The 21,302-nt window shown below is 70.0% G+C and carries 20 protein-coding genes; 12 read left to right on the top strand and 8 right to left on the bottom strand.

Annotated elements, in window-relative coordinates:
• Nucleotides 1-39 precede the first annotated feature (39 nt).
• Nucleotides 40-864, bottom strand: coding sequence for an MBL fold metallo-hydrolase (locus KUTG_RS17185; RefSeq protein ID WP_043718078.1), 825 nt, complete (start codon nt 862-864; stop codon nt 40-42).
• Nucleotides 861-1,610, bottom strand: a complete 750-nt coding sequence (locus KUTG_RS17180; protein WP_043729679.1) for a 2-phosphosulfolactate phosphatase — start codon at nt 1,608-1,610, stop codon at nt 861-863. Before KUTG_RS17180 ends, KUTG_RS17185 begins: the two co-directional genes overlap by 4 nt.
• Before the next feature lie 78 nt (nt 1,611-1,688).
• Here KUTG_RS17180 and KUTG_RS17175 point away from each other — a divergent pair, with 78 nt between their 5' ends.
• Complete coding sequence (locus tag KUTG_RS17175) at nt 1,689-2,162, top strand: ribose-5-phosphate isomerase (protein WP_043729678.1); 474 nt, start codon at nt 1,689-1,691, stop codon at nt 2,160-2,162.
• Complete coding sequence (locus KUTG_RS17170; protein WP_043718075.1) at nt 2,162-2,968, top strand: Fpg/Nei family DNA glycosylase; 807 nt, start codon at nt 2,162-2,164, stop codon at nt 2,966-2,968. The genes KUTG_RS17175 and KUTG_RS17170 overlap by 1 nt, the downstream gene beginning before the upstream one ends.
• A 195-nt stretch (nt 2,969-3,163) precedes the next feature.
• On the opposite strand, the gene KUTG_RS61340 is transcribed toward KUTG_RS17170, so the two are convergent.
• From KUTG_RS61340 to KUTG_RS17160, 3 genes are all read right to left on the bottom strand, one after another.
• Complete coding sequence (locus tag KUTG_RS61340) at nt 3,164-3,976, bottom strand: hypothetical protein (protein ID WP_232241459.1); 813 nt, start codon at nt 3,974-3,976, stop codon at nt 3,164-3,166.
• Between the two features lie 167 nt (nt 3,977-4,143).
• On the bottom strand, nt 4,144-4,323 hold the full coding sequence (locus KUTG_RS58540) for a hypothetical protein (RefSeq protein WP_157494586.1): 180 nt from the start codon (nt 4,321-4,323) through the stop codon (nt 4,144-4,146).
• A gap of 11 nt (nt 4,324-4,334) precedes the next feature.
• A complete protein-coding gene (locus tag KUTG_RS17160; RefSeq protein WP_043718071.1) occupies nt 4,335-5,558 on the bottom strand; it encodes a GNAT family N-acetyltransferase in 1,224 nt (407 codons plus the stop codon).
• Between the two features lie 128 nt (nt 5,559-5,686).
• On the opposite strand from KUTG_RS17160, the gene KUTG_RS17155 reads away from it, so the two are divergent.
• Complete coding sequence (locus tag KUTG_RS17155; RefSeq protein ID WP_043718069.1) at nt 5,687-6,058, top strand: nuclear transport factor 2 family protein; 372 nt, start codon at nt 5,687-5,689, stop codon at nt 6,056-6,058.
• Between the two features lie 58 nt (nt 6,059-6,116).
• On the opposite strand, the gene KUTG_RS17150 is transcribed toward KUTG_RS17155, so the two are convergent.
• Nucleotides 6,117-9,251, bottom strand: coding sequence for an efflux RND transporter permease subunit (locus KUTG_RS17150; RefSeq protein WP_043718067.1), 3,135 nt, complete (start codon nt 9,249-9,251; stop codon nt 6,117-6,119).
• A gap of 161 nt (nt 9,252-9,412) precedes the next feature.
• On the opposite strand from KUTG_RS17150, the gene KUTG_RS17145 reads away from it, so the two are divergent.
• The 6 genes from KUTG_RS17145 to KUTG_RS17125 all read left to right on the top strand — a co-directional run bounded on the left by KUTG_RS17145 (nt 9,413) and on the right by KUTG_RS17125 (nt 15,466).
• The gene (locus KUTG_RS17145; protein ID WP_043718065.1) at nt 9,413-9,871 is read left to right on the top strand and encodes a MarR family winged helix-turn-helix transcriptional regulator; all 459 of its coding nucleotides are present in this window, start codon (nt 9,413-9,415) and stop codon (nt 9,869-9,871) included.
• Between the two features lie 281 nt (nt 9,872-10,152).
• Nucleotides 10,153-12,234: a hypothetical protein gene (locus KUTG_RS17140; protein WP_157494585.1), complete on the top strand. Its 2,082-nt coding sequence runs from the start codon at nt 10,153-10,155 to the stop codon at nt 12,232-12,234.
• A 431-nt stretch (nt 12,235-12,665) separates the two neighbouring features.
• Nucleotides 12,666-13,463 (top strand): S53 family peptidase, encoded by a 798-nt coding sequence (locus KUTG_RS17135; protein ID WP_063753533.1) that lies wholly within the window; start codon nt 12,666-12,668, stop codon nt 13,461-13,463.
• Nucleotides 13,464-13,482: 19 nt separating this feature from the next.
• Nucleotides 13,483-13,620 (top strand): hypothetical protein, encoded by a 138-nt coding sequence (locus KUTG_RS58535; RefSeq protein WP_198047205.1) that lies wholly within the window; start codon nt 13,483-13,485, stop codon nt 13,618-13,620.
• Nucleotides 13,621-14,011: 391 nt separating this feature from the next.
• On the top strand, nt 14,012-14,449 hold the full coding sequence (locus tag KUTG_RS17130) for a flavoprotein (RefSeq protein WP_052394763.1): 438 nt from the start codon (nt 14,012-14,014) through the stop codon (nt 14,447-14,449).
• Between the two features lie 66 nt (nt 14,450-14,515).
• Nucleotides 14,516-15,466, top strand: a complete 951-nt coding sequence (locus KUTG_RS17125; RefSeq protein ID WP_063753532.1) for a phosphotransferase — start codon at nt 14,516-14,518, stop codon at nt 15,464-15,466.
• Nucleotides 15,467-15,469: 3 nt separating this feature from the next.
• Here the strand turns inward: KUTG_RS17125 and KUTG_RS17120 are convergent, their stop codons facing one another.
• Nucleotides 15,470-15,823, bottom strand: a complete 354-nt coding sequence (locus KUTG_RS17120; protein WP_043718062.1) for a VOC family protein — start codon at nt 15,821-15,823, stop codon at nt 15,470-15,472.
• A gap of 120 nt (nt 15,824-15,943) precedes the next feature.
• Here KUTG_RS17120 and KUTG_RS17115 point away from each other — a divergent pair, with 120 nt between their 5' ends.
• Nucleotides 15,944-17,692 carry a proline--tRNA ligase gene (locus KUTG_RS17115; RefSeq protein ID WP_043718061.1) on the top strand — a complete coding sequence of 583 codons (1,749 nt, stop codon included), beginning with the start codon at nt 15,944-15,946 and terminating at the stop codon, nt 17,690-17,692.
• 27 nt (nt 17,693-17,719) lie between these two features.
• On the opposite strand, the gene KUTG_RS17110 is transcribed toward KUTG_RS17115, so the two are convergent.
• Nucleotides 17,720-18,712: a hypothetical protein gene (locus KUTG_RS17110; protein ID WP_043718059.1), complete on the bottom strand. Its 993-nt coding sequence runs from the start codon at nt 18,710-18,712 to the stop codon at nt 17,720-17,722.
• 101 nt (nt 18,713-18,813) lie between these two features.
• Between KUTG_RS17110 and KUTG_RS17105 the strand changes: the two genes are divergently transcribed.
• A complete protein-coding gene (locus KUTG_RS17105) occupies nt 18,814-20,172 on the top strand; it encodes a type I glutamate--ammonia ligase (RefSeq protein WP_043718057.1) in 1,359 nt (452 codons plus the stop codon).
• 5 nt (nt 20,173-20,177) lie between these two features.
• A complete protein-coding gene (locus KUTG_RS17100; RefSeq protein WP_198047204.1) occupies nt 20,178-21,299 on the top strand; it encodes an amidohydrolase in 1,122 nt (373 codons plus the stop codon).
• The last annotated feature ends 3 nt before the right edge of the window (nt 21,300-21,302 follow it).

The following is a 21,302-nucleotide window of genomic DNA, read 5'->3' as shown; positions in this document are numbered from 1 at the left end:
ATCGACTGTTCGGGGCAATGCCTTCGGTGAAGGGACCTGTTACCGGCCGGAACGGTTACGCGCCGTCAATCTCCCGATGGCCCCATGGGTGGCATCGGCCGGGAACGGTGAGTCACGGAGCACCTCCGCGAGCGTGACCGAACCGGCGGTGAGGGCCCGCGCGAGCTCGACGACGGCCGCGATGTCGGCCCGCTGCGCGTCGACGAAGGCCGCGTCGACCGGGTCGCCGTGTCCCGGCACGACGACCGTGTCCGGACCGGTCAGTTCGAGCAGGCCGGCCAGCGCCGTCGGCCAGGACGCCGGGAACGAGCCCTCGAACGCCGGCGCGGCGCCGTTCTCCACGAGATCGCCGGCGAACACCACATCGGCGTCCGGCACGCGCAGCACCAGGTCGTTGTCCGTGTGCCCACGGCCGAACTGTGCGATCTCGACGACTCTGCCGCCGAGGTCGACCGTTGTCCGCTCCGACACCAACGCGTCCGGCAGCACGATCCGGGTGGCGCGGATGGCCTCGGCGACGTCCGGTCGGTTCTGCGCGGCGTAGTGCGCTGACCACTTCTCCTTGTCTTCGGCGCCGTCGATGACGAGTTCGTCGACACAGTTCGGATGGGCCAGCACCGGACAGGGCAGGAACGCTTGCGTGCCGAAGACGTGGTCGAAGTGCGAGTGCGTGAGGACGACGGTCCACGGCAGCGGCGTCACGGCGCGGACTGCCGCCGCCCACTCGGCGCCCTGAACCTCGTCACCGCCGGTGTCCACCACGAGGCAGGCGTCCTCGCCGAGGACCAAGCCGAGTGACAGGTCCAGCTCCTCGTGCCGGCGGACGTGCACTCCGTCGGCGACCTCGATCCAGCGCGCGCTCATGTGGACAGTTTGTTGGTCAGCACTCCGTCGCGGAGCACCGGTGCGCACGAACTGCTGCCGACCGCCGCGGCCAGCTCGACGTCGCCGCCGTGCCCGGCGGCCGTCAGCTCGCGGCCGGATGCGCAGGCGTGGAGAAGTTCGACGACATTCTCGACTTCGTGCGAAAAGCAGCTCGCCGCCAACCTGGTCTCGGGCGACGCACTGCTGGAGTTCGTCGCCAGTAGTGCGGCGGCGACGGCGCCCGCGCCGAGCAGGTCCTCGATGCCGGGACGCAGTGGGCCGGTGGTGACGCCCCACCGCTCGCCGGCCGGCACGATGCCGATCGGCCGTTCACCGGCGAACTTGTCGACTTCGCGCGCAACTGACTCGGCGTTGCGCAGACAAGCGGCGAACACGGTCACGCCGGCGCCCGCCGCCTGCACACACAACGCCGCCCCATTGGGTGACGGCAGCGCGAGCAGTGTGTCGGCCGGCAGGTCGAGCAACGACGACGGACGGAGCGTCCACTTCTGGTCGCCGGCGACGATCGCGCCGGCCGACCGAGCGGAGGAAATCGCACGCTTATCTCCTCTTCGCACGGGAACCACCCGGCCGCCGCGATTCAGCGCGACGTCGACCGCGGTCGTGAAGGACAGCACGTCGACGACGACCAGAACCGCGCAGCTGGACGCCAGCGCCGCGACGCCGTCCGCACCCCACTCCAGCCGCAGTCGGTATCCGTCCTGCCGGAAGACGTCGTTGTTCACCCGACGGAGTGTGGCGTGCACCTCACGTTCCGGCAGCTGAATTGCTCCCCGTCGCCCACCGAATGGCAGACTCTGACCGTGCGCGTCTACCTGGGTTCCGACCATGCCGGCTACGAGCTGAAGTCCCACCTGGTCAAGCACCTCGCGGCCAGCGGACACGACGTGGTCGACGTCGGCCCCGCCGCCTATGACCCCGAGGACGACTACCCGGCCTTCTGCATCGCCACCGCCAGCCAGGTGGTCGCCGACGAGGGCAGCCTCGGCGTCGTGATCGGCGGCTCGGGCAACGGCGAGCAGATCGCCGCCAACAAGGTGCCGGGCGCGCGGGCGGCGCTGGCGTGGAACACCGAGACGGCGAAGCTGTCCCGCGAACACAACAACGCCCAGGTCGTGGGGGTCGGTGCCCGTATGCACAGCGTCGAGGAGGCCACCGCGATCGTCGAGGCGTTCCTGGCCACGCCGTTCTCCGGCGCCGAGCGCCACCAGCGCCGCATCGACATCGTGGCCGAGTACGAGCGGACCGGCGTCGCGCCGGAGCTGCCGACCGCCTGATGCCGGAAGGTCACACGCTGCACCGACTCGCCCGGCTCCATCAGCGCCGGTACGCCGGGGAAAAGGTGCAGGTCAGCAGTCCGCAGGACAAGTTCGGCGGTGCGGAGTCGGTCGACGGGCGCGTGCTGGTGAGGGCCGAGGCCGTCGGAAAGCACCTGCTGCACCGGTACGGGCCGGACGCGACCGTGCACGTCCACCTCGGCCTGTACGGGACGTTCACCGAGTTTCCACGGCCGGAGCCGGCGGTCACCGGCATGGTCCGGATGCGCATGCTCGGCGAAACCCATGGCACGGATCTGCGCGGCCCGACTGCGTGCGAACTGTTCACGGACGACGAAGTCGACGCGTTGTTCGCCCGGCTCGGCCCGGACCCGCTGCGTCGGGACGCCGATCCGGAGCGGTCGTGGCGGCGGATCTCGAAGTCGCGGGTGTCGATCGCGGCGTTGCTGCTCGACCAGGCCGTGCTGGCCGGCGTCGGCAATGTCTATCGTGCCGAGGTGCTGTTCCGGCACGGCATCGACCCGATGCTGGCCGGCAAGCACCTCGACCGCGAGCAGTGGGACTCGATTTGGGCCGATCTGGTCGAGCTGATGAAGTACGGCGTCAAGGTCGGCCGGATCGACACTGTCCGTCCGGAGCACGACCCGGAGGTGACGGGCCGGGCGCCACGACAGGACCGGCACGGCGGCGAGGTGTACGTCTACCGCCGCGCTGGTCAGCCCTGCCTGGTCTGTGGGACTCCGGTGCTCACCAAGGATCTGGGCGGCCGCAACCTGTATTGGTGTCCTACCTGTCAGCCGGCCTGATCGCAGGGGTGTGGGTCGCCTGAGGCCCATGGCCGGCATGGGCAGCGGCGCGAGTGCGGTAACGCCCGAGAATCAGCGGGGCCCGAGAAGCTGCGGCGTCTGGGGGACTGCGAGGCCCGATACGCAACGGCGCCCGGGGCAGTTGCTCCCGGGCACCGGCACTACGCGCTTTATGTCAGCGATCGCGGTCAGCGGTCACCAGTTGTCGCCGCCACCACCGCCCCAGTCGCCTCCGCCACCCCAGTCACCACCGCCCCAATCGCCGCCGCCGTCCCAGCCGCCTTGGTCGCCGCCGCCCCAATCGCCGCTGCCCTGGTCACCGCCGCCTTGGTCGCCGCCGTCCCAACCGGCCTGCTGACCCTGGTCGCCGCCGAAGTCGCCGAAGCCCTGGCCGCCGTCGAAACCGCCGCCGTCGTAACCACCGTCCCAGCCGCCGCCGGCGTCCCAGCCACCTGCCGCGTACGGGATGCTGTGCATGCCGGAGAACATGGCGTTGAACAGCAGCCCGGCGCCGATGCCCCAGGCGCCGGCGACGAGCGCGGGCTTCCACCACGGCTCGCTGTACCAGCCCTGCGGGACCGGCCGGCCGGCGACGTAGCCGCCGGGGTAGTAGTGCGGGGTGCCCGTGCCGGGCTGCGCCGAGGCCTCGTACTCGTGGCCCTCCACCTCGACCCGGCGATCGCCGTCGACCTTGCCGGCGCGGCTCTGGCCGTTGAGGTCGGGCAGATCGGGGCCGGGGTCGAGGCCCATCGCCGTGCGGGCGGCCCGCACGTAGTACAGGCCTTCCTGCGCGGTCTGGGTGACCAGCCGGCACTGCTCGGTGGTGCGGGCCTGTTCCATCTGCGAGCCGGCGGCGTTGTAGCGCTCGCCGGCGTCGGCCAGCGCCTGCTTGGCGGCGTCGTTGGTGCCGGTCAGGTTGAGCACCTGGCCGCCGAGGCGCTCCACCCAGCGGCGGGCGTCCGCCTTGGCGTCGTCGAGGCGCTGGCCGTTCGCCGCGCGCTGACGCATCACGACTACGGCTACGCCGATGATCACCACCAGCAGGATCACGACGAGCAACGCGGTCACTGTGCCTCCCGGGCTCCAACGAGGGTGAATCCGTCGCAAACGGACAACGGGAAAGCTACCGGCTGGGTTCCTGACGGGCCGGGCGACCGGTGTGACACGACGGACAGCTACTTCTTGGTCGCACCCGGCGATCGCCCGGCCCAGTAGGCCCCGAGCATGCCGACCGTGACCACCGCGACGAGGTAGAAGCCCATGCCGTTCCTCCTTGACCAAGTGGCTACGTCACGGCAACGAGCCCGCGCGCGGAGGGAGTTCCGGACCTTGGCTGTCGGTTTGCTGTCGATCATCCGGCCGGTGGTCAGAAGACCTCGGGGCAGTGCGGTTGGTCGTCGCCGGCGAAGGCTCGTGAGGCGGCCCGGGCCTTGCCTGGCGTGAGTTCACGGATGCGTTGCGCGGCAACGAGTTGCTGCACGGTCGTGCCGCCGAGGAACACTGCGCCCAGTTCACGGACGTCCAGCGCCAGATCTGGCTCGGCGTCGGTGCGGGTGACCGTCGCGGGGCCGTCGGCCTCGGCGACGAGCCGCCAACTGCCGGCGTTCCAGGGACACAGGGTGTCCTCGACCGCCAGCACGACGTCGACCGGCGCGGAGTACGCGCGTAGCGGCAGCGCCCGGTCGATGTCGATGATCCGGGCCCACAGGCCGTCGCTGACCTGCCGGACGTTGTCGGTGGCGTCCTTGAGCATGTGGATGATCGGGTCGTCCGCGGCGGCCTCGGCCCGGACGGTCGTGGTCAGGTCGATGTCGAGCAGGTAGCGCCACAGCGCCGCGTACGCCTGCGGTGTGGCGCCGAGGATCTCCCGGGCGTACACCTCGTGCCCGGGCTTGCGGGTCTCCCATTTCTTCTTGACCTGGTAGACGGTGTAGCCCTCGGGATGGATGGCGTAGCGCCACTTCGTGGCGTTCTCGCTCCGTAGCTCGTCCGGGTTCTGGGCCAGGAACGCCTGCCACGACGCCTTGGTGCGGTCGACCCAGCCGGCGCGTGTCGGCGCGACCTTGCTGTGCAGGTGGTGCATCAGCGGCAGCGCGGTTTCCTTGTCCACCTCACGGATACGGCCGTCGCTGATGTCCACAGTGGACTGGAATTCGGCACCCCTCGGCACGGCGAAGAAGGCGCGGTGACCGGCGAGCCCGTAGCCGAACCGGCCGTAGATGTCGCCCTCGGAGGCGTACAGCGCGGCGAAGGCGTCACCGGTTCCGTGCTGGGAATGCAGCTGTGCCCGGATCAACTGGCCCATCGCGCCTCGACGCCGGTGGTCGGGCGCGACGGCGACGCAGGAGATCGCGGCGACCGGGTGCGGACCGGTGCCGGGCAGCGTCATGCGTTTGCTGAGCATCGTGGCGCCGCCGACCAGCTCGTCGCCGTCGAAGGCGCCGTGCGTGCGGTGCGGCTCGACCAGGTCGATCTCGGCGGCGACATCCTCGGGGACCGGGTCCTCCAGGAAGGCGCGGAAGACCGTGCCGATGAACGCCGGGATCTCCTCGGCGGTGAGTATGCGGGTCACCAGCGGCGATGCGGACATAGCGACTTCGTACGCCGGTTCGCCGGCCGGCGCGAGTCGATTTCCATGACGCCCGAGGTAATCGACCGGGGCTCCGCCCGCTGTCAGGCTGGGGAAACCGAAGCGGGACAAGGAAAGGAACGGTCGAGATGACGGAGACCGACGCGGTCGTGCGGCGCTACGTGGAGATCTGGAACCAGCCCGATGGCGCACTGCGGGCCAAGGCCGCGGCCGACCTGCTCACCGGCGAGTGTCGGTTCGTCGACCCGATCGCCGACGTGACCGGGCCCGACGGCCTGGCGGCCGTCATCGGCGGCGTGCACGAGCGGTTCCCGGGCCATCGGATCCGCCCGATCGGGGAGGCGGACACCCACCATGACGTGCTGCGGTTCAGCTGGGAGCTCGTGCCCGACGGCGGCGGCGAGTCCGTGGTGATCGGCACCGACGTGCTGACGCTGACCGGGGACGGACAAGTGGAGGCGATCAGCGGCTTCTTCGACAAGGTGCCCGCTGCCTCGTGACACGGAAAAACGGCTGTGGGCCACGGGAATCCCGTGGCCCACAGCCGTTGTCGTGGTCCTACTTGGCGTCGACCAGCTCCGGCTGCTCGGCGTCGGCAGCCTTGCTCCGCTTGGCCTCGCGGCGGTTGCGGAACCGCTCCTTGGTGTTCTCCACCATGGTGTAGAGCGTCGGCACCAGCAGCAGCGTGAGCAGCGTCGAGCTGACCAGGCCACCGATCACCACGACCGCGAGCGGACGGGAGATGAACGCCCCGCTCTGCGTCAGGCCCAGGGCCATCGGCAGCAGCGCGAAGATCGTCGCGGCGGCGGTCATCAGGATCGGGCGCAGCCGTCGGCGACCGCCCTCCACCACCGCGTCGGCGATGCTCATGCCGTCCTGGCGATATTTGTTGATCAGGTCCATCAGCACGATCGCGTTCGTCACCACGATGCCGATCAGCATCAGCACGCCGATCAGCGACGGAAGGCCGAGCGGGATGCCGCTGATCAGCAGCGCGGCGATGGCGCCGGTGGCGGCGAACGGGATCGACACCAGCAGCACCAGCGGCTGCATCAGGCTGCGGAACACCGCGACCATGATCAGGAACACCAGGGCGACGGCGACCGCGAGCGCGATGCCGAGGTTGCCGAACGCGTCGCTCTGCTGCTGGGAGACGCCGCCGATGCTGTAGCTGGCGCCGGCCGGCAGCTTGGTGTCCTTCAGCTTCTGGCTCAGCTCGGTGCTGATCGTGCCGGTGTTGGCGCTGTCGGCCGTGCCGCTGACGGTGGCGCTGCTCGCCCCGGCGATGCGCTTGATCTGCGTCGGGCCGTTGGTCTGCTGGACCGTGGCCACCGAGTCGAGCCGGACCACGCCGGTCAGGCCCGGCAGCGGCAGCGCCTTGAGCGCGTCCAGGTCGGCCGGCGCGGTTCCGGTGCGCAGCACCACGTTTTCCGACGTGCCGTTCAGGCTCAGCTGCCCGATCTGGCTGCCGGCCAGCTGGGCCTGCACGGCCTGGCCGATCGTCGAGTCGCTCAGGCCCTGCTTGGCCGCCAGCTGGCGGTCGACCGAGACCTGCACCTCCGGGGCGCTGTTGACCAGGTCGCTCGTCACGTCGGTGACGCCCGAGATGCCGGACATGGTCTTCTGCACGGCGTCCGAGGCGGTGCGCAGCACGTTCTCGTCCGCGGCGTTCACCACGACCTGCAACCCGCTGCCGCTGAAACCGCCGCCGCCCTGGGCGCCGACCGTGATCTTGCCGGCGTCCGGCAGCGCGTCCAGCTTGTCCCGCAACGCGTTCTGTACGGTGTCGAGATCGGCGCCGTCCTTGATGGTGATGGCGTAGCTGGCCTTGGACGTGCCGCTGTTGCCGCCGAAGCCGAGAAAGCCGCCGCCCGAGCCCACCGTGACCTGGTAGGTGTCGATGCCGTCGACGCCCTGGATCGCCGTCTCCACGCGCTTGGCCGCCGCGTCCGTGGTGGCCAGGCTGCTGCCGACCGGCAGCGTCTGCGAGACGTTGACGGTGTTCTCGCCCGAGCCGTCCAGGAAGTTGGTCTTCAGGCCCGCGCCCATCGCCAGCGTGCCGAACAGCACCAGGACCGCGATCAGCACGGTCGTCCAGCGGCGGCGGGTGGCGAACCGGATGACCGGCACGTAGATCCGCTGCAGCGGGCTGCGCAGCTCCTTGCGGACCGCCTCGTCCGGATCGGTGCCTTCCTTGGCGGGCTTGAGGAACCAGTACGCCAGCACCGGCACGATGGTCAGCGCGACCAGCAGCGACGCCAGCAGCGCCACCGTGACCGTCAGGCCGAACGGCGCGAACAGCTCGCCGACGAGGCCGCCGACCACGGCGATCGGGGCGAACACGGCGACCGTGGTCAGCGTCGACGCGGTGACCGCGCCCGCGACCTCACGGGTGCCGTCCAGCACGGCGCGTTTCTTGTCCTCGCCGTAGCTGAGATGGCGTTTGATGTTCTCCAGCACCACGATCGAGTCGTCCACGACCCGTCCGATGGCGATGGTCAGGCCGCCGAGGGTGAGCAGGTTGAGCGAGGTCTTGGTGGTCCACAACACGATCAGCGCGATGAGCACCGACAGCGGGATGGACACCGCCGTGACCAGAGTGGAGCGCACCGAGAGCAGGAAGATCAGGATCACCAGCACCGCGAAGGCCAGGCCGAGCAGGCCCTCCTGGGTCAGGCCCTCGACCGCCTGGTTGACGGCGGGTGCCTGGTCCTGGATGACCGTCAGCTTGGCGTTCTGGCCGAGATCGGTCTGCAGCTGGGAGATCTTGTCGCGGACCTGCTGGGAGATCTCGACGGCGTTGCCGTCGGGGGTCTTGGTGACCGAGACGCCCAGGCTCTCCTTGCCGTTGGTCCGGGTGATCGAGGTCGCCGGCGCGAGGTCTTCGGTCACCTGGGCGACGTCGCCCAGCTTGACCGGCTGCGGCACGGGACGGCCCGGCACGGACGGCGTCGTCGGCGCCAGGTAGAGGTTGCGCACATCGTCCACGGAGGACAGTCGCTGTCCGATCTGGACGGTCAGGGTCTGGTTGCCCGGGCTCAGCGTGCCGGCCGGCGTCGGGGTTCCGTTGGCGCGCAAGGCCGTCGTCACCGCGGTGGCGCTCAGGCCGGCCGTGGCGAGCTTGGCGTTGTCGAGCGTGATGGTGACGACCTTGTCCCGCGCGCCGGTCACGTTGGCGTCCCGGACGCCGGTGATGCCCTGGAGTTCCGGCAGCACCGTGCTGGTCAGCTTCGCGGCCAGCTGCTGCTGGTCGGCGTCGGAGGAGGCGGCGAGCACGATCACCGGCAGGTCGTCGGTGTTGCCGACGATCACGTTCGGCTTGACGTTGGCCGGCAGCTGCGCGGCGATCTGGTTGACCGCCTGCGACATCTTGTTGACCGAGTTGTCGAGGTTCGTGCCGAAGTCGAACTGCACCGTCACCGAGGACGAGCCCTGGCTGGAGGTCGAGGTCAGCTGGGTCTGACCGGGCACGCTACGCAGCGCGTCCTCGATCGGCTTGGTGACCTGGTCCTGGACGATCTCCGGGGATGCCCCCGGGTACTGTGCGACCACCACCGCGGCCGGGAAGGACAGCGACGGCAGCAGCTGTCTCTGCAGTGACGGGATCGCCCACGCGCCGAAGCCCAGGGCGATGAGCGCCACCAGGGCCACCAGGCTGCGGTTGGCGAGGCTGAGTCTGGTCAGGAAGGTCATGGCAGCTCTCTGCGGAATTGGTTAGCCTTGTCCTAATATTTGGCCCAAGGCTAACAGTGCGACCGGCCTGGTCGCTGATACTTCTCTCAGGTTCGAGGGGATCGCTGGAACTGCTCCCGGGCCGTCACAGCGGCGTGACGAAGGGTGATCGGTAACCGTTCATGGAGGACAAGGACCAGCTCATCGCCAGCATCACCGCGGCACAGCGGTCGATGGGCCGGCTCTTCGGCGCCGCGCGGACCAACCCCCTGATGTCGCTCAACCTGACCATGCGGCAACTCAAGGTCCTGCTCACGCTGGCTCGACGCGGTCCGTTGCCCGGACACGTGCTGACCGCCGAGATGGGCGTGAGCCTGGCCACCGTCACCGGCATCGTCGACCGGCTCGCCGCCCAGGGCCTCGTCTCCCGCCGCGAGGACCCCACCGATCGTCGCGTGCGTCTGTTGGAGCTCACTGCCGAGGGGCGCAAGCTCGTCGGCGGAGTCATGGACGCCGGCAGCGCGCAGTACCGCCGTCTGCTCTCGCGTCTTGAGGTCGATGAACTCCGTCTGCTCGACACACTTGTCCGCCGCATGGCCGAGATCGCCGACGAGGAGTTCCCGGAGTCCGGCTCACATTGACGTGTCGGCACGGGATATGTGAATCGCTCGGTTTCGGCAAAACGGTTGTGAACCGAGTTCACAGGCTTTCTGCTGCGAGCGGCCCAGTCGCGGCGTCCGTTCGGATCTGACACGGCTGTCATCGCTGGTCTGTCCGAGTGGAAGGAGACCTCGGTCACGCAACGGGATGTGGTTGACCGTGTACGAACCGTCGTGATGCCCGTTCGCGGGCGTCGACCCGGTCCAGGGCGACGGAGGGGAAACCTATGCGGCATACGGACGGTGGTCGTCGATCTGCGTGGTTGCGGAGAACACCGGCGGTGCTGGGTGTCGCGGCGGTGGTGGTGGCGGGCCTGACTCCGGCGGCGGAGGCGGTGCCGGTGACCAGCGCGGACACCACACACACGGTGACGCTGGTGACGGGCGACCGAGTGGTGGTGCAGGACGTCGGTGGCCGGCAGACGGCGACGGCGCTGCCGAGGCCCGGCTCGACGGGCGATTTCGTGAACCAACGCATCGACGGCGATCTCTACGTGGTGCCGGCGACGGCCCTGCCGTACCTGGGTAGTTCCCTCGACCGGTCGCTGTTCGACGTGTCGGCCCTGATCCGGGACGGCGTCACGGACCAGGTGCCGGTGCAGGTGGACGGCAGCGCGCCCGGCGTGCTGGCGGGGAAGGTCACGGCGGAGTCGGGCGCGGCGTTCGGGGCCGCGTTGGCGGCGCAGGCCGGACGAGATGCCAAGAATCACTTCGCCACCCGCGGACCACTGTTCGGCACGGCGAACCAGGTTCGGTTGGCCGCGCCCGGGGCGCCGCAGCAGGTGCACCCGAACTTCCCGATGCACACGGTCCGGATCCTGACCGTCAACGGCGCGAACACGCCGGTGGACGCGTCCCTCGGCGTCATCAACACGAACGACAGCCGCAACTTCAACGCCTTCCCCTACAGCACGGCGGGCGAGGCGCGGGTGAGCGTGCCGTCTGGCGACTACGGCGTGGTGGCGTGGTTCCCGACGTTCGACGCGGCCGGCCAGGTGACGTCGGTGCGGGTGGTAGCACAGGACTTCGCCGTCACCGGCGACCAGACGGTCACCATCGACGGCAGCAAGGCGACGTCGGAGATCTCGGTGAGCACGCCGAAGCCGTCGAACCTCACCTCGGAGACGCTGGAGTACTTCCGCAGCGCCCAGACCATGGGCTCGCAGGGCTACGCCTTCGCGGTCGGCAACGGCAAGGCCTATGTCGCGCCGTCGGCGCCGACGAAGGTCGGCGGCTTCCACTTCAACGTGCAGACGCACAGCGAGTCCCCGGCCGGCACGGCCAGCCCGTACAGCTACGACCTCAAGATCGACAACGACGGGGCGCTGGGCGCGAACCAGCACTACAAGGTGACCGCGGACCAGTTGGCGACGCTGAAGGAGAGCTACTACAGCGACAAGCCCGGCCGGTTGGAAGGCGCGTCGCGGATCATCTTCCTGCCGTACGAGGTCTTCGGCTTCGGACAGTTCTCCCCGTTGACGGCGCCGTTGCAGCGCACCGAATACGTGCTCGGCGGCCCCGGTCTCCTCTACGACGACGCGGTGCTGGCCGGCATGGCCACCGGCGGCGGCTTCACCGCGGGCGGCTTCCTGAACTACGCGGCGAAGACGACAACGCCGGTCGAGTGGCATCGCGGCCCGTTGGCCCCGGGCCTGACCGTGCCGTCGGCGGGCACGACCTCGTGGTTCTGCTCGGCCTGCCGGCGTGACGACACGATCCGGGTCGCGCTGACGCCGGTGCTGGACAGCGACGGCCACACCCTCTACCTCGACGCGCCGACCACGGGCACCGTCTCCACCTCGCACTTCCAGCTGCTCTCGGGCGGCAAGGCGCTGATCGACGGCAAGGACGTCACCGGCGGCGAAGCCACGGCCCCGGCGGCGCAGGCCGCCTACAAGATCGTCTACGACCAGACGCGGACCGCGCCGTGGTCCACCAGTCCACGGTCAGCCACAGCGAGTGGACGTTCGGCTCGGCGCACTCCGGCGCGCAGACCGTGCCGGACGGCTGGGCATGCGACCCGGTCACCGGCAAGGCGACCGACTGCTCGGCGCTGCCCCTGGTCACGGCCTCCTACCAGCTCAAGGCCGGCCTCGACGGCAACGCCGCGGCCGGACCGGACCAGGTCGTCGTCGCATTCGGGCACGCCCCGGGCGGGGCCAACCTGCCGTTCGCCAGGGCCGGCATCCAGGTGTCCTTCGACGGCGGCGCGACGTGGACGCCGACGTTCCTGGCCGACCTCGGCGGCGGCCGCTACCGGGCGCAGTGGACCAACCCGGCGTCCACGACGGGCGGTGACGTCTCCCTGCGGGTCAACGCGACCGATGTCGCGGGCAACTCGCTGACCCAGTCCGTCACCAGCGCGTTCTCCGTGCCGGGCGTCCAGAGCTGACCAAGGGGGACTCACGATGAACCGAATTCGCGCGGCCGTGCTGGCCGGTGCGCTGCTGACGCTCGGACTGCCGGCCGTCGCCGGCGCGGCACCCGACACGACGATGCACACGGCGTGCCCGGCGACGGCGGTCTCCACCGCGCCGACGGCGCACTGCTTCGCCCTCTACCGCACCGCGCATTCCTTCGGCGTCAACGCGACGCCCGAGGGCTATGGGCCGGCTGATCTGAGGGATGCGTACAAACTGCCGTCGACCGGGGCGCGGGGCAGACGATCGCGATCGTCGACGCCTTCGACAATCCGAGCGCCGAGGCCGACCTCGGCAAGTACCGGCAGCAGTTCGGGCTGCCGGCGTGCACGACGGCCAACGGCTGCTTCAAGAAGGTGAACCAGCGCGGCGCGGCTTCGCCGCTGCCCGAGGGCAACCCGAACTGGGGCGTGGAGATCTCTCTCGACCTGGACATGGTGTCGGCGGCCTGCCCCGACTGCCACATCCTGCTGGTCGAGGCGAACACGCCCCTGACGGCGGACCTCGGCGCGGCGGAGGACACGGCGGCGACCTCCGGCGCGAGCGCCGTCTCCAACAGCTACGGCTCCGACGAGTACAACGGCATGGACGTCGACGCCAAGCACTTCCAGCACGCCGGCGTCGCGATCCTGGCCTCCAGCGGCGACTACGGCTTCCAACCGGCGTCGTTCCCGGCGTCGCTGGCCAACGTCATCGCTGTCGGCGGCACCACGTTGGAGAAGGCCGACAACGCCCGCGGTTGGACCGAGACGGCCTGGTCGCGGGCGGGCAGCGGCTGCTCGGCGTGGGTCCCGAAGCCGGCGTGGCAGCACGACGCCAACTGCGGGATGCGGACCGTCGCCGACGTGTCGGCGGTCGCCGACTCGGATCCGGGGCTGGCCGTGTACGACACGTACGGGCTGGGCGCGCAGGCCGGCTGGGTCACGGTCGGCGGGACCAGCGCGTCCTCGCCGTTCATCGCGGGCGTCATCGGCCTGGCCGGCGACGGCAGCCGGCTGACCGACGCGTCCTCGCTGTACACGCACGCCGACAAGCTGTTCGACGTGGTCGGCGGCTCGAACGGCTACTGCGGTGACGACTACCTCTGCACCGGCCTGCAGGGTTACGACGCCCCGACCGGCGTCGGCTCACCCAACGGAATCGGGGCGCTCTAGCCCGATCTAGCCTGGCCGGGTGGCTGAATCTCCCATGCTCGGTGTGGTCGCGTCCGGCGCGGGCGGCGTCCAGGGCCTGTTCGAGGGGCTCGTCCGTCCCGCGCTGGACGCCGGCTGGCGGGTCGGCGTCACGTTGATGTCTATTTGCTCACTGTGAATTTTCGACGTGGGCTAAGTCACCCCACTTAATGAGTTAGAAAGCACATCCTGTAAGCAGTGACGACATTCCGAAAATGTGCTGCGTTCCCCTTTCACGCACACTACCCATTAAGCACCTCCCGGGGTACAGCTTCTACCATCGTATATTCTGTTTCAGCTAGTAGACACTCTATGATGAAGTTCGAACGGTTTTGGGCGCGCCATTTGAACAAGACCCCGGTCCAATAGAAGCCACGGATAGTGAGTTTCAAGACACGTAGGCAGCATGGTCCATCTCGGGTGGTTAATCGGTATTGCTAAGCTCCGAGGTAATCGTGGACCGTCCTCACGAATAATACCCTGCTGTGAAGCAAATACGTAGTAAAGCGCTTATCACTAGTCCATGAACTTTGTCGACCGCCGGCCGGTGGTTCCGCGACGCAGGCCTCGTCGCCGAGATCGAGGAAGCCACTGGTCTTCCCCTGCGCGTCGAATCGCGGCTGCCCGGTGAGCGGAAGCCGCATCCGCCGGTCGACACCTACGTCGTCGCGCCGGCCACCGCCAACACCGTGGCCAAGCTCGCCCTCGGCTTCGGCGACAACCAGGCGCTCACGCAGGTGTCCGAGGCGATCGGCACCGACGGCGTCGAGGTGGTCGTCTTCCCGTGCGTCAACGCCGCGCACGTCCGGCATCCGGCCTGGCCGGGGCACGTCGCCGCGTTGAAGGCCGGCGGTGTGCGCCTGGTCGACGGCGAGGAGGTCTGGCCGTTGAAGGAGCCTCGATCGGGGGAGTGGCACCCGATCCCGTGGCGGGCCGTGCTGGACGCGGTGAACTCGACCCGGCCGTGAGCCGAGCGGGTGACCCCGGACACGGTCACCGTAAGATGATCAGGTGACCTGCTGGGGGCGGCCCGCGTGACGGCCATCGTGGACGGCTCCCGCCACACCCGACCGACCTGGGCCGACGTGCCGGGCCGGGTGCGCGAGGTCATCGAGGCCAAGATCGGCGCGCCGGTGGTGCGCGCGCTCAGCCAGGCCGGCGGCTTCACCCTCGGCCTCGCGTCCCGCCTGCTGCTCGCCGACGGTCGCCGGGTGTTCGTCAAGGCGCTGCCGGCCGACCATCCGCTCGCCGGCGCCTACCGCTCCGAGGCCTCGGTCGTGTCGCGACTGCCGGAGAACGTGCCCTCGCCTCGACTGCTGCACGTCGTCGAGGGGCAGTGGGTGGCGCTCGTTCTCACGGACATCGACGGCGGCGAACCGAATCTCCGGCCGGGGTCGGGGGATCTCGCCGCAGTCCTGTCGGCGCTGGGCAGCGCGTCGCGGACGCTGACGCCGTGCCCGCTCGACGACGTGCCGAGCGTGCTGGACGACCTGGCCCCGATGCTGTGCGGCTGGACGTCACTGAGGTCGGCGGCGGCCGGCGACCTCGAACCGTGGGCGCAGGCGAACCTGGATTCGCTGGCCGCGATGGAGACGGCGTGGCAGCCGTGGGCCGAGGGCGACACCTTGCTGCACAACGAGTTGCGCGTGGACAACATGATCCGCCGGGTCGAGGACGGCCGCGTGCTGCTGGTCGACTGGTCCTACCCGTCCAAGGGCGCGGCCTGGCTGGACACCGTGACGATGGTGCCGCAGCTGATCATGGCCGGCCACGCGCCGGCCGACGCCGAGCGGCTGGTGCTCGGCCGTCCTGTGCTGGCGAAGGTGCCGGCCTGGGCCATCACCGGCTTCGCGGCCGCGCTGGCCGGACGGTGGGAGCTGTCCAGCCGGCTGCCGGAACCGACCGGCTGCGTCGGCCTGCGGCCGTACCAGGCGCGGGCGGCCGCCGCCGCGCTGACCTGGATCGTGCACCGGACCCGCTGGTAGCCCTCACCCGTTGCGGGAGCCCACACAGAACTCGTTGCCCTCGGGGTCCTGCAAGACGCTCCAGGCCATGCCCGGGTACTTGAACTCCTCGACGAGGGTCGCGCCGAGTCCGACCAGTCGGGCCACCTCGGCCGGGCGGTCCGGGGCGCCCAGGTCGAGGTGGAGTCTGTTCTTGCCGGCACGTGGCTCGTCGACGCGCTGCAGCCCCACGTCGACATTGCCCTCCGAGGACAGCACCAGCATGTCGCCCTCGTCGACCTCGTGAATGATCTCGGCGCCGAGCGCCGCGACCCAGAACTGCGCCAGCGTGCGGGTGTCGAGGCAGTCAATGGTGATCATGCGGATCCTCAGTGCCATGCGCAGACGGTAATCGGCGGTCGGGGCGATTCCGGCCGTTCCCGGCAACCGGTTGGAAAGCCTGCCCCTGCGTTCTCTACGCTCTGTACTTTCATCGACCCCGCACGAGGAGTCTCAGCCGTGATCACGAGGATGTCGTCGTTGTTCCTGCGCACCCTGCGCGAGGACCCGGCGGACGCCGAGGTGCCCAGCCACAAGCTGCTGGTCCGCGCCGGTTACGTCCGTCGCGTCGCACCGGGCGGCTACTCGTGGCTGCCGCTGGGCCTGCGGACGCTGCGCCGTATCGAGGCCGTCGTCCGCGAGGAGATGAACGCGATCGGCGCGCAGGAGATCCACTTCCCCGCGCTGCTGCCCCGCGAGCCCTACGAGGTCACCAACCGGTGGACCGAATACGGCCCCAACGTGTTCCGCCTCAAGGACCGCAAGGGCGCGGACTACATGCTCGGCCCCACCCACGAGGAGCTGTTCACGCTCACCGTGAAGGGCGAGTACAGCTCCTACAAGGACTACCCGGTCGCGCTGTACCAGATCCAGACCAAGTACCGGGACGAGGCGCGGCCCCGCGCCGGCATCCTGCGCGGCCGCGAGTTCGTCATGAAGGACTCGTACTCCTTCGACCTGGACGACGAGGGCCTGGCCCGGTCCTACCAGGCGCACCGCGACGCGTATGTGAAGATCTTCGACCGCCTCGGCCTCGAGTACGTCGTGGTGAAGGCGACGTCCGGCGCCATGGGCGGCTCGGCGTCCGAGGAGTTCCTCGCCGTCGCGCCGACCGGCGAGGACACCTTCGTCCGCAGCACCGAGTCGGACTACGCGGCCAACGTCGAGGCGGTCGTCACGCCCGCGCCCCCGGCGCAGCCGATCGACGGCAAGCCCGAGGCGAAGGTGCACGCCACGCCCGACACGCCGACCATCGCCACGCTGGTCGAGTTCTTCAACAACGCCGGTCTCGGCCGCGAGTTCACGGCCGCCGACACGCTGAAGAACGTGCTGCTCAAAACCCGCCGTCCCGGCGAGGACAAGTGGGAGCTGCTGGCCATCGGCGTGCCCGGCGACCGCGAGGTGGACCAGAAGCGGCTGGAGGCGGCGCTGGAGCCGGCCGAGGCCGTGATGCTCGACGAGGCCGACTTCGCCGCGAACCCCTTCCTGGTCAAGGGCTACATCGGGCCGAAGGCGCTGCTGGACAACGGCGTGCGCTACCTGGTCGACCCCCGCGTGGTCACCGGCACCGCCTGGATCACCGGCGCGGACCAGGACGGCCACCACGTGATGGACCTGGTCGTCGGCCGCGACTTCGTGCCCACCGGCACCATCGACGTGGCCGATGTGCGCGAGGGCGACGCCTCGCCCGACGGCAAGGGCACCCTGGTGTCGGCGCGCGGCATCGAGATCGGCCACGTGTTCCAGCTGGGCCGCAAGTACGCCGACGCCTTCGGGCTGGACGCGCTGGGCCCGGACAGCAAGCCCATCCGGATCACCATGGGCTCCTACGGCGTCGGCGTCTCGCGTCTGGTCGCCGTGATCGCCGAGCAGTACTTCGACGACCGCGGCCTGGTGTGGCCCCGCATCGTCGCGCCGGCCGACGTGCACGTGGTCATGGCCGGCAAGGACGACACGGTGCGCGAGGGCGCGGAGAAGCTGGCCGCCGAGCTGTCGGCCGCCGGCATCGAGGTGCTGCTCGACGACCGGAAGGCGTCGCCCGGCGTGAAGTTCGCCGACGCCGAGCTGATCGGCGTGCCGACCATCCTGGTCGTCGGCCGCGGCCTGGCCGACGGCAAGGTCGAGGTCAAGGACCGGGCCACCGGCGAGCGCGGCGACATCCCCGTGGACGAGGCCGTCGCGCACCTGGTCAAGCTGGTCCGGGGCTGATTGTCGTCTGATGCGGCTCGGCGGTGTTCAGCCGCTGGGCCGCATCGACGACATGATCTTCATGGCGTCGTCGTCGGTGAGGGCGTTGGGCACGCCCTGGTCGGCGAACAGCACCAGGATCACCGAGCCGGTGTCGGAGGTCTTCACCGCCGCGGTGTAGACCTTCGCGCTCGGCGGCGTGCACGTGTTGGTGGCCTTCGGCGGCGTGACCTCGGCGACCGACAGCGTGGCCGACACCTTGCCGTCGGAGATCTTGATCTGCTTGGACGGATCCAGCTTCACGTCCGGCGCCTGGCCCGAGTCCGCCTTGTAGGCGACGGTCGCCCAGTGCTTGGCCGTGTCCGGCGCGGACTGCTCGGGACCCTCGGTGTCGTTCGCGGTGACGGCCGTGCCCGCACGCACCGAGCCGGCCTGACCGGCGCAGTAGCCCTTCAGGTAGTAGGCCGCGCCGGTGCCGGTGACGAAGTCGCCGTCGGACGGGCCCATGCCGACGATCTCGTCCGGGTCGTCCTTCGTCCACTGCGTCTTCGGCACGTCATAGGCGACGTTGCGACGGTTGGACACCGCGACCTGCCAGCCCGGCACCCGCGGATCCAACGGCTTGAGGCCGGCCGTGGTCGGCGGGGCCGAGGTCTGCGTGCGATCACCGGCCTGCGGCTGCCCGTTGCGGGTCAGCAGCACGACAGTCGTCACGACGCCGGCCAGCACCAGCACGCCCACCAGCGTCAACACGATGGTCAGCGTGCGGCGGTTGCGCGGCGGCGGACCCTGCGGCGGCTGCTGGTACATGCCGAAGCCGCCGTAGTTGGACTGCTGGTACGGCTGCTGGTACTGGGGCTGCTGCTGCGGCGGCTGGCCCGGATACTGCGGCTGACCGTAGGTGTAGCCGGGGTACTGCGCCTGCTGGCCGTACGGCGGCGGCTGCTGCTGATACCCGGGAACTCCCTGCGGCCCCGAGGAGTCCGGCCCACCGGCCTGGTTGTCCCCGTAGCCCGATCCACCACCACTTGGCCACGTCACGGCCGCAAACGCTACCGCTTGGGCGGTCTTCTGTCAGACGACCTGCGGCAATACTCCGGTGGGGGTGTTGCCTGCGCGGCGGTCCGGGGTACTACTCGTGCATGGCGACCAGCGAGACCATTCCGGCGGATGTCCCCGAGGTCGACCCGCTCGTGGAGCGGCTGCGGGCCCAGGACGTCGAGGTGGTCGCGCTGTCCTTCGTGGACAACGCCGGTATCGCCCGCGTGAAGACGGTGCCGCTGCCCAAGCTGGCGGCCGCCGCCCGGCACGGCGTCGGGGCGTCGCCGTGCTTCGAGACCTTCTGTTTCGACGACTTCATGGTGAAGGGCCGATTTCTCGGCGGGCCCGACGGCGACCTGCGGCTCGTGCCGGACCTGGCCCGGATCGTGCCGCTGGCCGGGCAGCTGGGCTGGGCGTGGGCGCCGGTGGACAAGTTCCGCCAGGAGGGCGAACGGTTCGAGGCGTGCCAGCGGGCGTTCGCGGCGGCGCAGGTGGCGGCGGCCGCCGAGCGTGGACTGACGCTGCGGATGGCGTTCGAGACGGAGTGGTCGCTGCTGACCGAGGCCGGCGATCCCGTCTTCCACGGCCCGGCGTACAGCTCGATCCGGCTGGAGCAGATCGCGGATTACAGCCGTGAGCTTATGGCTGTAATGCGAGCCCAGGACCTCGGCGTCGAGCAGTTCCACCCCGAGTACGCCGAGGGGCAGCTGGAGGTGTCGGTCGACCACAACGACCCGGTCGGCGCGGCCGACGACGTCCTGCTGGTCCGTCACTCCATCCGGCGAATCAGCCACCTGCACGGGTGGCGGGCGAGCTTCGCCCCGGCGCTCACACCCGACACCGTCGGCAGCGGCGCGCACCTTCATCTGTCCGTTGTGGACCAGTTCAGCGGCGGCAGCGGACCGTTCGGACTGCCGCCGGTCGGCGAGGCGTTCCTCGCCGGCGTGCTGCGTGAACTGCCGGCGCTCATCGCGGTCGGCGCCGGCAATCCCGCCAGCTTCCTGCGCGCGGCACCGTCTCGGTGGGCGGGTGTGTGGCAGGCGTGGGGGCGGGAGACCAGGGAGTCGGCGATCCGCTTCATCACCGGCGTGACCGGCCTCGGCGCGACGGCGGCCAACGCCGAGGTGAAGTGCTTCGACTCGACGGCCAATCCGTATCTCGTCGTCGGCTCGGTCATCGCCGCCGGTCTCGCCGGCGTCGACGAGGGACTGCGGCTGCCGCCGCCCATCGGCGGCGATCCGGCCGCACTCGACGAAAGTCAACGCATTGCTGCCGGAGTGCAGAGGTTGCCAGAGTCGTCCGCGGCCGCCGCAAACGCTTTCGCGGCGTCGAAGGTGCTGGTCGCCGCGATGGGGGAGGTGCTGCACGACAGCGTGCTCGCCGTCCGCCGCGGTGAAGCCGAACGGTTCGCCGAGACTTCGCCGGCCGAGTTGGCCGCGCTCACCCGCTGGCGGTGGTAGCGGTGGTGACCGACGACCTCGTTCTCGTCGACCAGCACTGCCACGGCGTTGTCGCCGAGGATCTCGACTGCGCACGGTTCAGTGCATTGCTGACGGAATCCTCGATTGCGACGAACTCCTTCGACTCGTTGCTCGGGCTGGCCGTCCGCCGGTGGTGTGCGCCGCAGCTCGGACTGCCGGCGCACTGCTCGGCCGACGACTATCTGGAACGCCGCGCCGAATGGGGTTGGCGTCGGGTCAGCTCCCAGCTGCTCGGCTCCGTCGGAGTGGGGTCGTGGGTGCTGGACACTGGTCTGTCGGAGCCCGGCACCCCGTTGACCGAACCGACCGATTTCGCCGACATCGCTCACGGCGCCACGTTCGAGGTGCTTCGCCTGGAGTCCGTCGCCGAACGCGTCGCCGCCGGCCAGCCCGATGTCGTCGACTTCCTCAATTCCGTCGAAGTCGAGATTCGCGCCGCGATCGAGGCCGGCGCCGTCGGGCTGAAGAGCGTCGTCGCCTACCGGACCGGACTCGATCTGCCGGCCGAGCCGCCGACCGACGTCGAGGTCGCCGCCGCCGCGAGCGCGTGGCTACGGTGGGGCGGCACGCGGTTGGACGACCCGATCCTGCTGGCCTGGCTCGTGCACCTCGGCGCCCGGCTGAGCGCCGAGCTCCACGTCCCCCTCCAGCTGCACACCGGATTCGGCGACGACGACGTCCGGCTGCATCGCGCCGACCCGTCGCTGCTCGGCGACTTCCTGCACGCCACGAAGTCGACCGGCGCCACGATCGCGCTGCTGCACACCTGGCCGTTCCACCGCAACGCCGGTTATCTCGCGCACGTGTTCCCGCACGTTCTCGTCGACGTCGGCCTCGCCGTCCCCTATGTGGGTGACCGGGCCGGCGCTGTTCTGGCCGAACTCCTGGAACTCGCACCGTTCGCCTCGGTGTGTTTTTCGTCCGACGGCTACGGCCTGCCCGAACTGCACCATCTCGGCGCCACCCTGTGGCGGCGGGCGCTCGGCCGGCTGATCGACGGCTGGCTGGCCGACGACGTGATGACCGCGGCCGATGGTGATCGTTTCGCGTTCAACTTTGCCGCGGGCAACTGTTGCCGTGCGTACGGCCTGACCCCGCCGGGCTGATCC

The organism is Kutzneria sp. 744 (assembly GCF_000568255.1).
In the GTDB taxonomy this organism is placed as follows: domain Bacteria; phylum Actinomycetota; class Actinomycetes; order Mycobacteriales; family Pseudonocardiaceae; genus Kutzneria.
Note: the sequence above shows the minus strand (reverse complement) of the source record. Positions and strands in the feature narration are given on the sequence as shown.

What these genes read in the sequence shown, in the direction of transcription:
- KUTG_RS17145 (WP_043718065.1), top strand. Translation starts at nt 9,413, where the DNA reads ATGGAGGACAAGGACCAGCTCATCGCCAGCATCACCGCGGCACAGCGG.
- KUTG_RS17170 (WP_043718075.1), top strand. Translation starts at nt 2,162, where the DNA reads ATGCCGGAAGGTCACACGCTGCACCGACTCGCCCGGCTCCATCAGCGC.
- KUTG_RS61340 (WP_232241459.1), bottom strand. Translation starts at nt 3,976, where the DNA reads ATGCGTCAGCGCGCGGCGAACGGCCAGCGCCTCGACGACGCCAAGGCG.
- KUTG_RS17160 (WP_043718071.1), bottom strand. Translation starts at nt 5,558, where the DNA reads ATGTCCGCATCGCCGCTGGTGACCCGCATACTCACCGCCGAGGAGATC.
- KUTG_RS58540 (WP_157494586.1), bottom strand. Translation starts at nt 4,323, where the DNA reads ATGATCGACAGCAAACCGACAGCCAAGGTCCGGAACTCCCTCCGCGCG.
- KUTG_RS17155 (WP_043718069.1), top strand. Translation starts at nt 5,687, where the DNA reads ATGACGGAGACCGACGCGGTCGTGCGGCGCTACGTGGAGATCTGGAAC.
- KUTG_RS17105 (WP_043718057.1), top strand. Translation starts at nt 18,814, where the DNA reads ATGGCGACCAGCGAGACCATTCCGGCGGATGTCCCCGAGGTCGACCCG.
- KUTG_RS17120 (WP_043718062.1), bottom strand. Translation starts at nt 15,823, where the DNA reads ATGGCACTGAGGATCCGCATGATCACCATTGACTGCCTCGACACCCGC.
- KUTG_RS17185 (WP_043718078.1), bottom strand. Translation starts at nt 864, where the DNA reads ATGAGCGCGCGCTGGATCGAGGTCGCCGACGGAGTGCACGTCCGCCGG.
- KUTG_RS17150 (WP_043718067.1), bottom strand. Translation starts at nt 9,251, where the DNA reads ATGACCTTCCTGACCAGACTCAGCCTCGCCAACCGCAGCCTGGTGGCC.